This is a genomic window from Geobacillus sp. CX412, assembly GCF_027942335.1.
Classification (GTDB): domain Bacteria; phylum Bacillota; class Bacilli; order Bacillales; family Anoxybacillaceae; genus Parageobacillus_B; species Parageobacillus_B toebii.
This window is the reverse complement of record NZ_CP103461.1, coordinates 3,082,736-3,097,216: the sequence shown is the minus strand read 5'-3', so window position 1 is coordinate 3,097,216 and position 14,481 is coordinate 3,082,736. Positions and strand designations below refer to the sequence as shown.

The following is a 14,481-nucleotide window of genomic DNA, read 5'->3' as shown; positions in this document are numbered from 1 at the left end:
GTTAAGTGTTTGTATTTCCAAAATTAGGCTATTGAATATTCGGAGATGAGATAGCCAAAAGGAGGCATTCCCTCTTTCTCTTGTAGATTTTTTCAGTTCAGAATGTTCATTGATGTTCCAGCTAGCCATGCTGTTTTTGAATGTTTGCATTTACGTTGTTCATATGATGATTAAATCGATTTACTATAAAAATATTTGCCGCCATGGTTGGGAGTAAGAAAAAATAAGTTTTATTCAAACATTTGTCACAAATTTGGAAGTGTAAGCGTTACAAGAAAAAAATTAAATAAAAGTTCACAAGCGTTTGTTCTATCGTCGTTTACAATATATACGTGAAAATAATCACAAATAAATATATAAAAATAATATTTACCTCACTAGATTGGTCACCAAAGAAAGGATGAATCTATCTTGGAGTCATTATCGATTAGTGGAATAGTTATTCGATTTTTATTAGGGGGAGGCGCGGTCGTCGCTTCTACCATTATCTCGAGAAAATTAGGGCCGAAAATAGGAGGAATTTTTGCTGCCTTTCCCGCTGTATTTTTAGCAGCATTACTGACACTTCGGCTCGATGCAAAGGGCAGTGAATTAGTGGAAAAGTCGATTGTTCTATCTCAAGGAGCCGTTGTTGGGATGTTCATCAATATTATGTGTGCAATAGGGGCCGTTTACTTTTGTACTAAGCAAGGTTGGAAACGTGGGCTTACACAATCAATAGCTGGGTGGTTTCTCGTTTCCATCCTTTTTGCTGTCATTTCAGGATATTTTTAATTAAAGGTGATTGTATGGATAGACGTGATTTATTTTTCCGTTTTTTATTCGGCGGATCAGCCGTTGTGTTAAGTTATGTAACGGCAAAACTATTACCATGGAAAGTTATCGGGGGAATTTTTGCCGCATTTCCAGCCGTTATGGTTGTTGCTGTGATGATGGTTGGCATGAAGAAAGGTTCTAAAGAAGCAGCGAAAACTGCGCAAGGGTCTGTTTATGGGATGATTGGTGGTTTCATTTGTGTGTTAACGGTTTTATTTTCTCTACAATTTACACAAAATTGGTGGGAAGTTTTATCTTTGGGTTGATTACATGGTTTGCAAGTTCATTATTCCTTGTATACATGCGGGATCATAAAAAAGAAAATAGAGCATCAAATATCAAATTGGAACATTGATAAAGAGGTGGCAGACCGAAAAACAATGGAGCCATGAGTAACGAATACAGAAGCCTGGCATGATACGAACGTGCCGGGCCTTTTATATGTTATGAAAGATTGAATTAATAGAATCGTAAACAATAGATGGAAAATGGTAGAGGTTGTTTGCCTGTTAACTGATGGTTTTGATCAATCGGCATTTCAAGACTAAAAAATTATTAACAGATCGACTTATGATATTGAACATATGAAAATAGGACTATATAGTTGAATTATCTATCCTTATTTTCCTAAACTTGACTTCGCTTTACTTATACGTAAATAATAGATAAGGATGACAATATTACAAGTAAGTGAGTTGAGGAGGAATTGAATATTAAAGATTTTTTGCAGCATGTTCAAGATGCATATGCAGCACTCACGGAGTTAAGCATTATTATGCTTGATTTACAGCATCAACCTGTTACAAAAGTCTCAAATATAACGGAATTAGCGGAGCTTGTACTTTTTTCTCCAGATAAGCCGTTTCCTCCTTCATGTTTTCCGAATGACTATACCGAATGGCAACGTCCGATGGTTGTTCAGACAGGGTATTGGGGAGTAAAGGCAATTGTCGCACCTGTACTAGTGGAACAAAAAGTCGAGTATTGGATTTGGGCAGGTGCGTTTATTGAAGAAGAGACAAAACCGATGATCAAGGAGCAGTGTTTTCGTTTCCCTGACTCACAAATATGGCTTCAAGCCATTGAACAAACAAAAGAGCAAACGATATCGGCGGTGGAAAAAAAGTTAAATGATATTGAAAAAATGGCAACAATATGTGGCGAGTTTATTAGCAATAATAGACAAAAACAACATTACGAACAGTACTTCTATTTATTAGATACGGCAGTGGATCGTGCGCAACAGTTTTCTTTGCATATGGACGATTTTTACATATGTTTCAAAAGATAGACTCTGATATAGATTTTTCATTGTATATAAAACGGCAAAATCGCGAATGGGTTGTTGCACACGCTGTGGGAGAAAAGGCAGAACAGCTTTGGAATCAGCAGATAAAGACCGCTTTTCCTCCACTATCAAACTCCCTATTTCATTCGCACAATGTTGTTTGTGTTGAAAATGCCGCGCTTGACCCACGTTTTGCTTTTTTCGTGAAAAATGGAATAAAACCGAGTACTGTTGTGATATATCCGATTTTGCACAACGATGAAGTAGAAGGCTGGATTGTGATCGGCAGTCAAACAAAACGTTCATTACCGAAAGAGGCAGTCCAAATCGGCGCTATTCTCATGAAATATTGGCAATTACATTCCAAATATGAATTAGCTTACATAAAAATGGATCGACATTTCATGAGATTATCGATGTTAATAGAAATTGGCCGGGCAATGAATGTTGTAAAAGATACCGATGAAATTATACGGATGATGACAGATTTTGTTGCGGAACTGGCGTACGGTGATTTCGCATTTACAGTGTTAGCCGATCATAAAAGGAAAGTAAAGGTTCATTGTGGCGCCATTTCAGAACAACAAGTAACAGAATATTATGAAGATGTTTGCCAACGCTACTTTTCTACTGAAAAAAGACTGCTAGAAAATATACCGAAGCTGCGTGAAACAAAGTTTGGGACTGTAATGGAAATTTCATTTTCGGTTCATGAACATGTGCACGGCGTGATGGCTGTTCATTTGAAAGATATCGAGGCTGCAAAAGAAGCGGAAGTATATGTTGCGGCATTAATAGGGATCGGCACAATGGTCATGAAGCAAAATACTTATCAGACGCCAAAGCAAGAATTGAATATCGATATGCTATCGGAACGCTTAACGACCCGGGAGATGGATGTGTTAAACTTATTAGTCCAAGGATGCAGCAACCGCGAAATTGCGGATCGATTATTTATTAGCATTCATACGGTGAAAAACCATATTACAAATATTTTTCAAAAAATAGGGGTAAACGACCGTTCTCAGCTAATTGCTCTTGTATATCAGTTAAACAATCGTAAAGTTATCAATGAGGAACATCATTAGACAAAATTATGGATCGATGATGTTCCTTTTTTATTTTCTGCTTGTTTAACATGGAAATGTTTTGGTATATAGGAAATAGGAAGCAAAATAAATTTGTATTATAATCATTAATAGTATATAAGAACTAGGTATTTAGTTATAATAAACATATAGAAGCGAACATAGTGCGATGTTGCTGTGTTGTTATAAAGATGCTCATCCCCTATGAATAGAAAGTGTTATCGTACTTACAAAAGTACTATTTAGCACACATATTATAGAAGAAATAGGGGGAATATTGATGGAAAGTATAAGTATAAGGAGAAATATCACAGTAATGGCAGATTCTGATATTATGAAAGCGATGGATATAACCGAGCAAATCGCAAGTGAAATGGGATTTTTGCCACGTGATTGTCTCTTTCTTCGATTAGCAACGGAGGAAGCGTGTACGAACGCGTATGAATATTGTCAAAAAACAAACCAGCTGCCTTTTGAAGTATTTTGGAAATGTGGAAAAGAGAATTTGATTATTGGTGTAAAGCAACATGGAAAGAAATTTGACATTACAAGAAAGGATGAGGTCAACAAAGGCTTGCGCGGCAGGGGGTTGCAGCTTATCACTCATATTGTAGACGATGTTTATATTGAACAAAAAGGGAATAACGTATTGTTTTATATGTGTAAATATAAAGCTCATTGACGACTGTTGGAGGAACGGAATATGGGTGCACAGCATGAACTAATTGATGTTTTCGTATGGAATGAAGATATTACTTTGAACAATACCGAACAATTTCGAAAAGCGATGGCTAAGTTTATTCAAAATCCAGCTGAGTATCTCATATTAAATATGGAACAAGTGAAATATATTAATAGCGCTGGTCTTGGCATTATTGCCAATAGTGTCATGACGGCAAGAAAGCAGCAAAAAGAGCTGGTGATCGCAGGGGTTCGAGATTCGCTTCAAGAAATTTTCCATATTGTTAAGTTTGCTTCGTTTATTAAACTTTTCGATACGGAAAAAGATGCGATTAATTTTTTTATGGAGAATGGGATATGATTCATAAGCATTTGCAAAAAATCAGGAAAGACAAAAATGTTTCGTTAAAAGAATTATTGGAACTTCTTGACGAATGGAACACACTCTATAATAAAGCGGACCAAGTTTATTGGCTAGCCAACTTAGCGGAAAGGCGGGTTATTTTTGTTTCTCCGTCTTGCGAGAAGATTTACGGAATACAGCCTGAAGCCTTTTATCAAGATGTAGAGCTATGGAAAAAAGTTATTCACCTGGAAGATCGAGAAAAGGTAGAGAAAAAGCAATCTGCTCTTTGGAAGGGAAGCTGTCTTGAACATGAATATCGCATTATTCATCAACAGGATGGGACGGTTCGCTGGGTTTTGGACCAAACGTTTCCCGCATTTGATGAAAATGGAAAGCTAGTAATGTTAAGTGGAGTGATTACGGATATTACGGAGATAAAAAAAATGAATGAAAAGCTTTTACTAGCGGAAAAAGTGTGCGAACATGTACAGCAGGCTATATTGATTACAGATGAAAATGGAGTTATTCAATTTATTAATCCCGCTTTTACAGAAATTACGGGGTACGGGTCAGAAGCAATCGGTTTATCATTAGACTTTTTGTATTCTGGTTACTACAATGAACATTTTATCAAACCATTAAGAAAACTGTCGCTGAAAAAGGACAGTGGAGAGGGAGTCTGCGTGGGCGCCGGAAAAATGGGGAAGTGTATGCTCAACAGACGACGATTACAGCGATTCATGATAAAGAAGGGCATCTGATTTTTTATCTTTTTCTATTTTCAGATATGATCAAAAACGAAAAGACCGCAACAAGCTTAAAAGATGATTTAAAGTTAGCGCAGGAAGTGCAAAAACGTGTATTGAGCAAGCCGCTTAAAACGGAAGTGATTGATATATATGGTATGTATGTCCCTTCAGGAGAATTAGGGGGAGATATGTATGCATGGTATCGGATTGATAGCGACCGATACGGAATCTTTTTGATGGATGTGATGGGGAACGGAGTAGCTGCTTCACTCATTTGTATGTCCGTTCGTTCATTATTAAATGGGGTTATTCGAAAATGCATTTATCCGCAAGAAGTATTTCATGAGTTAAATAAACATATGCAGTTGTTGTACCATGAAGATGGGCCAATGAATACGTATTATTTTACTGCCGTTTATGCGATGGTAAACACAAAAGAAAAGTTCATTGAATATGCTTCGGCAGGTCATCCTCCTGGCTTTTTATTTCATCCAAACGGTTTAGTCGAGGAGATGGACCAAGGATGTGCCCCGATCGGGTTGTTATCGTATCTCCATGTGGAAACGGGAAAACTAAATTACGCTCCAGGAGCAACGTTAGTGCTGTACTCGGATGGAGTAGTCGAAGGGGCCCATGGTTCTGTTAGAACCAATATCGAAATGTTCCGGGAAAAACTAAAACCATATATTCATTTAGACAACAAAAATATGATAGTACATATAAATAAAATGTTTAAGGAAGAGTATCCGTTTCTCGATGATATTTCTGTCGTTGTGGCGAAATTGCATTAAATTGAACTGTTTTTCAAAGTTCGATAATGAAAAAATAATGTCATGCATTGTCAATAAAGAGATAAACCGGTATGATAAATAATAATCGGTATGATAAATAATAATCTTCCATGAATCGGATGCAATGGTGATGAATACATTGTAGTGACGAAGGGAAAGAAAGGGGATTGTATCATGGTGAGGAATCCAGCGGGATTTTGGAAACGGTTAGCGGCTGGTTTATTAGACGGTCTTATTGTCGGTTTGCCGCTAGTGTTTATTGGCTACCTTATTACGGGAAGCTGGGAGGAGAATTGGTTCACTACGGCAGCAAACCTCGTTTACGCTTTAGTTGTGCCGGCGGTTTGGTCTGGATATACTGTAGGGAAAAAGTTGTTAGGCATCCGCATTGCGAAAGTAAATGGCGGAAAAGTCGTAATCGGGACGATGTTTTTACGGTCCTTTGTCGGCGGGCTTGTTTATGCTGTGACGCTGGGCATTGCGCTAATTATTAGCGCCATTATGGTGGCGGCGCGCGAAGATAAACGTTCGATTCATGATTTTATTGCCGGAACGTATGTGACGACAGAGAAACCAGCATAATTGGATATTGATCATAAAGAACGGGTGTCTAAGAAGGAGATGCCCGTTTTTTTATGGTGAATTACAAGTACAATCGGAGAAAGCCCATGCAGGGTGTAGCCCGTCTTTAGACATGGGATGAACCGATTGCTTTGACGTAGTCAAAGATGGTATACTACTCTTATAGAGAAGAAAAATCCAACGTCTTGAATCGGGCGCACAGGGCGATAAGCACCAGTGAGGTGTTTGCCCATGAAAGTCTTGTGGAATTAGAGTCAGTATCCATGCGAAGGTATGGAAGAAGCTCTATAGTACACAAGAACCCCGTGGCTTTAGCCATCGGGAGGTTCAGAGGAACGCTTGTTTGTATATTCATACTTTTTCATTTTCCCCCATATCATGCAATATGGGGGGATGTTCATGCAATTTTACTATGGCCAGCAAATGCCGCTGCGTATTTTAGACGAAGCGGAATTTTGGAAGCATCAAGAAGAGGAGCATACGGTCGTTATTCGGGAGCTTGTTAGCGGTTTAGAGCCGGCTTATGTCGAAGCGTTGAAAAAATGGGAAGAGGCGCTTTCTGCAACACATCAGCAAGTAGTGCGTTTTATTGAATCGGTCGTTCGCGCGGGATATTACGTTCCTTATCAGCTTTACCAGCAAGTGTTGCAGCTAGTGTCTCATTGCTTGCAGCAAAGTCTTGATTTATTAAGCTGTGTCAACAAATAAAAACGGAAAGCAAAGCAGTGAGCAAAAATCCAACGGCAAAAGTAGTGCTGAACCATATTATTCGTGAGTCAGAATATTTTATTGGCATTGCTCAATTGTTGTTATACGGAAAATAAGGAAAATGCCTATTCGTTTCGGATAGGCATTTTATGTGTTTGAAAAAGAGCAGAGTAAGTAGTAATGAAAAAGGGTAACGGTTTGTTTTATGTTTTGTAATATACTAGAAATATAAAAAAGAGGTGAATATATCCGATATAATTAATAGTAAGATTCTTTAATATTAGAAAAAAGGTGGGAAAAAGGTTGTCGCTGCATAGTTATATTTTGCGCACGATGCTCGTTGTCATTCCTGGCACTGCATTCATCGGCCTTGGTGTATGTATGGCGAACGGCATTAGCGGCGCGGCGTTTTGGTGGACGCTTGTTGCGACCATATTATTTGGGGCTGTAGTCGGAGTCGTTTCTGCGATATTAAACTATCGACGATTTATTGCCCCGATCGCTATTATCAATCAGCATTTAGATAAGATGACTGATGGAGATTTATCGGCGCGTGTTCCTATAAATGAAGTAAGACAGTTAAAACCAATTGCCGTTTCGCTCAATAAAATGGCGGAAACGTGGCAGGAAGTCATCGCCAACATTCAGCGCCATTCCGATGAGATGACGCAATTTTCCGGGCAGTTAACGATCATTGCGGAACAGACGACGAAAGCGACCGAACAAATCGCATCGACAATGGAAACGATTTCATTAAATTCCGAACAGCAAGTGAAAACGGCGCAAGAAACGTCGTCAGCGATGAACGACATCTCCGATACGCTTGGGCAAGTGGCTGCGAACACGAAGCACGTGTCTATGAACGCAAATGAAACATCGGCAAAAGCGCAATCCGGAAAACAGTCGATTTCGCAAATGGAAGAGCAAATGCAGTTTATTTATGACCATGTCCAATCACTTGGACAAGTTATTAAAGCGCTTGGAGAGCGTTCGAATGAAATCGGCCAGATTACGCAGGTGATTACAGGAATTGCTTCGCAAACGAATTTACTTGCCTTAAATGCGGCGATTGAGGCGGCAAGGGCTGGAGAACAAGGAAAAGGGTTCGCCGTTGTGGCGGATGAAGTTCGCAAACTGGCGGAACAGTCTGCTCAATCCGCACAGCAAATTTCGCAGCTGATCGGCTATATCCAAGAAGAAACGGAAAAAGCGATCGAATCGATGGAAACAGTCGTTAGCGAAGTATCGCAAGGGCTTGATGTTGTGCAAACGGCTGGACAGTCGTTTGAACAAATCCGCCAATCCATCGGCGAAGTCAATGCCCAAATCGAACAAGTATCCACAGCGATCGAGCAAATGACAGAAAACGCGCAACGGGTGGCCGCTTCCATTGGACATATGACGGAGATTGTGGAACAATCTTCTTCTGGATCGGCGAATATTTCGGCGGCAACGCAAGAACAAATGGCATCGATGGAGGAAATTGCTTCATCGGCATCATCGTTAAGCAAAATGGCAGAAAATATGCAAACAATGTTAAAACGGTTCACCGTATAAGGAAGCGTATTTACATTGCTTTATAAGTATGTTAATATTAAGAAAAATTAAATAAGTTTGTCGCTTATCTACTAGGGGAGTCCAATAGCTTGGACTGAGAAAAGAACGCGCTTAAGTTCTTTGACCCTTTGAACCTGATCTGGGTTATACCAGCGTAGGGAAGTAGATAGCGGGAGTGTATGCGTTTGCTGCGTACGTTTCGCTATTTGCGTTCCATCGGGTTCTCTTAGAGAATCCGATTTTTATTTCCGCATATATTCTCCTATCTCCGCCCCGCGTTTTGGTGTAACTTCAGATCCTAAATCATTATTTTAAAGGAGAGGAGTTACATGCAAAACATCAAATCTTTCATGCAATTTCCTGCGAGTAAAAAGGTGTATGTCGAAGGTTCAAGACCGGATATTCGTGTTCCGATGAGAGAAATTACGTTAAGTCCAACAAAGACAGAAACAGGAATCATCGAAAATGAACCTGTTCGTGTTTATGACACAAGCGGTCCTTACACCGATCCTGATTTTCAGCCGGACATTCAAAAAGGATTGCCGCCGCTAAGAAAACGCTGGATTTTAGAAAGGGGCGACGTTGAAGAATACGAGGGGCGTCCAGTGAAACCGGAAGATAACGGATTCCGTAATGGGAAGCAATCAGAGATTACTCTGCCTTTCGAGAGAAAACCGCTGCGCGCAAAAAAAGGAAAAACTGTGACGCAAATGCATTACGCAAAACGAGGGATTATTACGCCGGAGATGGAATTTGTTGCGATTCGCGAAAATATAGATCCGGAAATCGTGCGTCAAGAAGTTGCCGCAGGCAGAGCGATTATTCCTTCGAATATTAACCATCCGGAAAGTGAACCGATGATTATTGGGAGTCGTTTTCATGTAAAAATTAATGCGAATATTGGCAATTCCGCAGTCACATCATCCATTGAAGAAGAAGTCGAAAAAATGCTTTGGGCGGTGCGCTGGGGAGCAGACACGATTATGGACTTATCGACGGGAAAACACATTCATGCGACACGAGAATATATTATTCGCAATTCCCCTGTGCCTGTCGGGACGGTTCCGATTTATCAAGCGCTTGAAAAAGTGAACGGCGTCGTCGAAGACTTAACGTGGGAAATTTACCGTGATACGCTCATCGAACAAGCGGAACAAGGGGTGGACTATTTTACGATTCACGCGGGGGTGCTGCTTCGTTACATACCGATGACCGTAAACCGAACGACTGGTATTGTTTCACGCGGCGGCTCGATTATGGCGCAATGGTGTTTAGCCCACCATGAAGAAAACTTCTTATACACGCATTTTGAAGAAATATGCGAGATTTTGAAAACGTACGATATTGCAGTATCTCTTGGAGACGGGCTGCGCCCAGGCTCGATTGCCGATGCGAATGACGAAGCGCAGTTTGCTGAATTGGAGACGCTCGGAGAATTAACAGAAATCGCTTGGAAGCATGATGTGCAAGTGATGATTGAAGGACCAGGGCATGTGCCGATGCATAAATTAAGGAAAATGTCGATAAGCAAATCGAAATTTGCAAAGGTGCGCCGTTTTACACATTAGGACCGCTTACGACCGATATCGCGCCGGGATATGACCACATTACATCCGCGATCGGAGCAGCGATCATTGGCGCGTACGGAACGGCGATGCTTTGTTACGTGACGCCAAAAGAGCATTTAGGGCTGCCGAATAAAGATGATGTGCGCGAAGGAGTGATCGCTTATAAAATCGCAGCACACGCGGCCGATTTAGCAAAAGGGCACCCGGGAGCGCAACGGCGGGATGACGCGTTATCAAAAGCGCGCTTTGAGTTTCGTTGGAACGATCAGTTCAACCTTTCGCTTGATCCAGATCGAGCTCGGGAATATCATGATGAAACATTGCCGGCGGAAGGGGCGAAAGTCGCGCACTTTTGTTCGATGTGCGGGCCGAAGTTTTGCTCGATGAAAATTTCACATGAGCTGCAAAAAACGGTGAGGGAAGAAGGGATGAAACAAAAAGCGAAGGAGTTTGTCGAAAATGGCTCATCTCTCTATCGATGATGTTCAAGAATTGCAAAAGGAAATTGCCGAATTGAAGGAGAAAATTCTTAAATTGGAACAGCAAATTGCCCATATCCAAAAAAATTGTCAGCATTCGTTTTTCGAGACACCGTTTATGCGAAAATGTGTCAAATGCCATTATATAGAGATTTTATATTATTAAGGGGATTGTCAAATATATAGCTAATTCATCTCCCGTTTTGAAGAGAGAAAATCGGGAAATGAATTAGCTTTTTATTTTTTAGTCATTTCTTTTGAGCTCTTTTATATATATTTTCATGAAAAGTTTATTTGATTGGCTGCAGTGGGGATTGTGCATGATGGATGACAAATCATAGAACATCTAATCATTATTTGCAGACTATTCATAATTAATGAAGTGGATGATAGAAAAATGTTTTCATTTTGGAGGGAAACGATACATGACCAAATTTTCCAATTATACAAAACGATTTTTATTGATGGGCAATGGTTGGAAGCGCATAACGGCAGCACGCTTCCTGTTCAAAATCCCGCCACGTTAGAGACGATTACGGAAGTTTCATACGGCAATGAAATGGAAGCGGCACAGGCAGTACGTGCGGCCCGCCAAGCGTTTCCGCAATGGTCAGAAAAAACGGCGAGGGAACGGTCGCAACTGTTATATGCCGCATATGCGAAAATGCTGGAATATAAGGAGGAACTAGCTGTCATTTTAACAACGGAACAAGGAAAACCATTAAAAGAAGCAAGAGCAGAAATCGATTCGGCGGCAAGCTACTTTCTTTGGTATGCCGAGGAAGCGAATCGTTTGTACGGAGAAATGATCCCTTCATCGAACAAACATAAACGTTTAATGGTCATTCCACAGCCGATCGGCGTTGTCGCCGCCATCACTCCTTGGAATTTCCCGGCCTCGATGATTGCCAGAAAGTTAGCCCCAGCCCTTGCCGCGGGGTGTACCGTGGTGTTAAAACCGGCTCCAGAAACGCCGTTAACTGCTTATCGGATCGTAAAAATATTGGAAGAAGTAGGGATTCCAAAAGGGGTTGTCAATCTCGTCACCGGTGATGCCGTTTCGATCGGGCAGTGCTGGATGAATCATCCTGATGTGCGGCTTATTACGTTTACGGGTTCTACGGAAGTCGGCAAGTTATTGATGAAAGGAAGCGCGGATCATGTAAAAAAACTTTCTTTAGAACTAGGCGGTCATGCGCCGATTATCGTATTTGATGACGCCGATCTTGATTTGGCGGCGGAGATGGCGCTTGCAAGCAAGTTTCGCAATTGCGGCCAAACATGTATTTGTGCGAACCGTGTGTATGTGCAAAAAACGATTTGGGATGATTTTCTCGAAAAACTAATGGCGAAAGTACGATGTTTATCGATCGATATTGGCACAAAAGAAACGGCGGATATCGGACCGTTAATTAATGAAGAGGCTGTTCAAAAAGTGCAGCAGCATTTAGAGGATGCAGTACAAAAAGGGGCTTCGGTCGTTTGCGGCGGAAAGAGATGGAATGGTCCGCATCCGGGGCATTTCTTTGAACCGACCGTGTTAGTGAATGTTACGAAAGAGATGAAAGTAATGAACGAAGAGACGTTCGGTCCGCTTCTTCCGCTGCAGCCGTTTGTGGAGGAAGAGGAAGCGATTCGTCAGGCAAATGATACGCAATATGGGTTAGCAGCTTATATTTTTACCGATTCGATTCATCGTGCGTATCGAGTCATGGAGAAGCTGGAATATGGAATTATCGGCATTAATGACGTCTTTCCAGCGGTGGCGGAAGCTCCATTTGGCGGTGTGAAACAATCGGGGCTAGGAAAAGAAGGCGGAAAAGAGGGCATTTTCGAATTTGTAGAATTAAAATATGTTTCCATGGGGATACGGCTTGGCTGAGCCACATAAATTTTCTAAGCATAATCCATGATCAACCATCATATAACAATGTATATAAAACTGCGTAGTCTATTTAAACCGTCTTTGCCGGCGGTTTGTCAAAATAGACATCGGCCAGTTTAATCATGAGTGGTTACACTGGTCGTTTTCTGTTTTTTAACGGAAGGATTTTATCGAATAGATTCACTTGTTCAAGAAAACGTTTACATTATGAGAAAGTAAGGGAATTTCCCGACTTATAGCAAAATGAAGCAAAAGAAGCTTTGCGATAAATTGCAGAGGCCGTTGTGCATAAGGAAAACAATGGTGAGGAGGATGAACATGGAAAATACAATTTTTTCTTTAGTTCCGCCGGTCGTTGTTATTTTGATGGTGATGATTACAAGGAGAGTGATTTTATCGTTAGGAGTCGGTATTGTTACGGCAGCGTTATTGTTATCGAATTTCTCGTTAGGAAAGACGTTCTTCATTTTGTGGGAAGCTGTTAAAGGAATTTTTATTTCTGACCACACATGGAATACGTGGAGCATATTTATTTTGCTTTTCCTCATTCTTCTCGGAGTTGTAACCGCTTTCACAAATATATTGGGTGGTAGTAAAGCTTTTGGAGAGTGGGCGATGAAGCGAGTAAAAAGCCGTACGGGAGCTCAAGTCATGACAGCGATCGTTGGCATCATTATTTTTATCGATGATTATTTTAACAGTTTAATAGTTGGGCAAATTTCCCGCCCTGTTACTGATTCTTATCGGGTTTCGCGAGCAAAATTAGCTTATATTATTGATTCTACATCTGCTCCTGTCTGTGTTGTTTCTCCTATCTCTAGTTGGGGTGCTTACATTATTGGTATTTTAGGTACTATTTTTACCCTTCATCATGTGACGGAATATTCTCCGCTTACCGCTTTTATCAAAATGATCCCAATGAATTTATACGTTTGGGCTGCTTTAGCGATTGTCTTTATTGTTGCTTTTTGGGGGATTGACTTTGGTCCAATGAAGAAACATGAGGCAAGGGCGGTTCGAACTGGCGAAGTGGTGGATAAAAATAAGACAATTAGTGGGGATTTTATGAACCCATTACCAGTTTGTGAAAATGGAACCGTAGGGGATTTAATATGGCCGCTTGCGAGTTTAGTAGCCGCTACTGTGCTCGCCATGTTATGGACGGGATATGAAGCGATAGATGGCGGGAAAGTAAGCATTTTAACCATCTTTGAGAATACGGATGTAGCGAAATCGCTTCTGTATGGCGGATTAGGCGGCCTTTTCGTAACATTGGGGATTTTCGTTTATAAAAGTTTTGTAAAAAAGTCAATAAATCCGAACACTTTTATCGTAGGTGTAAAAGAAGGCGTAAAATCGATGGTTCCCGCTTGTATCATTTTAATTTTTGCCTGGACGATTGTGACGTTAATTGATGAATTTCAAACAGGAGATTACCTAGCTAGTTTAGTTCAACAATCGAATATCCACATTTCTTTATTTCCGTTTCTTCTGTTTATCGTTGCAGGGATGATGGCTTTTGTTACGGGAACTTCTTGGGGATCATTCGGAATTTTATTGCCGATCGCTGGTGAAATTGCTGCTTCGACCGATATGAATATGTTATTGCCTGCGTTGTCTGCAGTGCTCGCAGGGACGGTGTTTGGTGATCACTGTTCTCCTATTTCTGATACGACAATTTTATCTTCGACAGGTGCAGGAAGCAATCATATTGATCATGTAATCACCCAGCTTCCTTATGCTTTCGCAGCAGCATGTATTGCAGCAATTGGCTATCTTATGCTTGGCATTACCGAAAGCACGCTGGCTAGTTTAGCTGCAGTCATCGTTGGATTGTTTATTCTTGCGGTGATCGTTAAGAAACAAAACTTCAATGAGAGTTAAACAACGAGCTGGAGGCATAGAGTAAGAGAGAAAGGATAATAAATTGAAAAATGCGAGGG

At 40.7% G+C, this 14,481-nt stretch carries 11 protein-coding genes, 3 pseudogenes and 1 riboswitch; all 14 genes and pseudogenes read left to right on the top strand.

All coding sequences use genetic code 11. The features are described from left to right. Nucleotides 1–411 precede the first annotated feature (411 nt). Entirely contained in the window at nucleotides 412–774 is a 363-nt protein-coding gene (locus NXM86_RS16190; protein WP_190305454.1) for a DUF3147 family protein, read from the top strand. 14 nt (nucleotides 775–788) lie between these two features. After that, nucleotides 789–1,082 (top strand): DUF3147 family protein, encoded by a 294-nt coding sequence (locus NXM86_RS16185; RefSeq protein WP_498958301.1) that lies wholly within the window; start codon nucleotides 789–791, stop codon nucleotides 1,080–1,082. Between the two features lie 440 nt (nucleotides 1,083–1,522). Next, a complete protein-coding gene (locus NXM86_RS16180) occupies nucleotides 1,523–2,107 on the top strand; it encodes a PocR ligand-binding domain-containing protein (protein ID WP_498958300.1) in 585 nt (194 codons plus the stop codon). Then, on the top strand, nucleotides 2,092–3,192 hold the full coding sequence (locus NXM86_RS16175; RefSeq protein ID WP_498958299.1) for a response regulator transcription factor: 1,101 nt from the start codon (nucleotides 2,092–2,094) through the stop codon (nucleotides 3,190–3,192). Before NXM86_RS16180 ends, NXM86_RS16175 begins: the two co-directional genes overlap by 16 nt. 280 nt (nucleotides 3,193–3,472) lie before the next feature. Then, on the top strand, nucleotides 3,473–3,874 hold the full coding sequence (locus NXM86_RS16170; protein WP_062754923.1) for an ATP-binding protein: 402 nt from the start codon (nucleotides 3,473–3,475) through the stop codon (nucleotides 3,872–3,874). A gap of 21 nt (nucleotides 3,875–3,895) precedes the next feature. Further along, nucleotides 3,896–4,234, top strand: a complete 339-nt coding sequence (locus NXM86_RS16165; protein WP_012749106.1) for an STAS domain-containing protein — start codon at nucleotides 3,896–3,898, stop codon at nucleotides 4,232–4,234. After that, nucleotides 4,231–5,759: pseudogene (locus tag NXM86_RS16160) on the top strand (SpoIIE family protein phosphatase). The gene NXM86_RS16165 and the pseudogene NXM86_RS16160 overlap by 4 nt, the downstream one beginning before the upstream one ends. Nucleotides 5,760–5,933: 174 nt before the next feature. Continuing rightward, nucleotides 5,934–6,341, top strand: a complete 408-nt coding sequence (locus NXM86_RS16155; protein ID WP_498958298.1) for an RDD family protein — start codon at nucleotides 5,934–5,936, stop codon at nucleotides 6,339–6,341. A 399-nt stretch (nucleotides 6,342–6,740) separates the two neighbouring features. Further along, a pseudogene (locus NXM86_RS16150) lies at nucleotides 6,741–7,165 on the top strand (DUF2935 domain-containing protein). Between the two features lie 187 nt (nucleotides 7,166–7,352). After that, nucleotides 7,353–8,606: a methyl-accepting chemotaxis protein gene (locus tag NXM86_RS16145; protein ID WP_498958297.1), complete on the top strand. Its 1,254-nt coding sequence runs from the start codon at nucleotides 7,353–7,355 to the stop codon at nucleotides 8,604–8,606. Between the two features lie 63 nt (nucleotides 8,607–8,669). Beyond that, a riboswitch (TPP riboswitch) is annotated at nucleotides 8,670–8,784 on the top strand. A gap of 151 nt (nucleotides 8,785–8,935) precedes the next feature. Further along, a pseudogene (gene thiC, locus NXM86_RS16140) lies at nucleotides 8,936–10,656 on the top strand (phosphomethylpyrimidine synthase ThiC). Continuing rightward, on the top strand, nucleotides 10,634–10,819 hold the full coding sequence (locus NXM86_RS16135; protein ID WP_012749112.1) for a hypothetical protein: 186 nt from the start codon (nucleotides 10,634–10,636) through the stop codon (nucleotides 10,817–10,819). Before thiC ends, NXM86_RS16135 begins: the two are co-directional and overlap by 23 nt. Nucleotides 10,820–11,050: 231 nt before the next feature. Next, on the top strand, nucleotides 11,051–12,535 hold the full coding sequence (locus tag NXM86_RS16130) for an NAD-dependent succinate-semialdehyde dehydrogenase (RefSeq protein ID WP_498958296.1): 1,485 nt from the start codon (nucleotides 11,051–11,053) through the stop codon (nucleotides 12,533–12,535). 321 nt (nucleotides 12,536–12,856) lie between these two features. Beyond that, complete coding sequence (locus NXM86_RS16125) at nucleotides 12,857–14,422, top strand: Na+/H+ antiporter NhaC family protein (protein WP_498958295.1); 1,566 nt, start codon at nucleotides 12,857–12,859, stop codon at nucleotides 14,420–14,422. Nucleotides 14,423–14,481 lie beyond the last annotated feature (59 nt).

Bases quoted from the DNA above. Each gene is read 5' to 3' on its own strand.
- NXM86_RS16125 (WP_498958295.1), top strand. From the start codon at position 12,857: ATGGAAAATACAATTTTTTCTTTAGTTCCGCCGGTCGTTGTTATTTTG.
- NXM86_RS16130 (WP_498958296.1), top strand. From the start codon at position 11,051: ATGTTTTCATTTTGGAGGGAAACGATACATGACCAAATTTTCCAATTA.
- NXM86_RS16170 (WP_062754923.1), top strand. From the start codon at position 3,473: ATGGAAAGTATAAGTATAAGGAGAAATATCACAGTAATGGCAGATTCT.
- NXM86_RS16185 (WP_498958301.1), top strand. From the start codon at position 789: ATGGATAGACGTGATTTATTTTTCCGTTTTTTATTCGGCGGATCAGCC.
- NXM86_RS16165 (WP_012749106.1), top strand. From the start codon at position 3,896: ATGGGTGCACAGCATGAACTAATTGATGTTTTCGTATGGAATGAAGAT.
- NXM86_RS16155 (WP_498958298.1), top strand. From the start codon at position 5,934: ATGGTGAGGAATCCAGCGGGATTTTGGAAACGGTTAGCGGCTGGTTTA.
- NXM86_RS16175 (WP_498958299.1), top strand. From the start codon at position 2,092: ATGTTTCAAAAGATAGACTCTGATATAGATTTTTCATTGTATATAAAA.
- NXM86_RS16135 (WP_012749112.1), top strand. From the start codon at position 10,634: ATGGCTCATCTCTCTATCGATGATGTTCAAGAATTGCAAAAGGAAATT.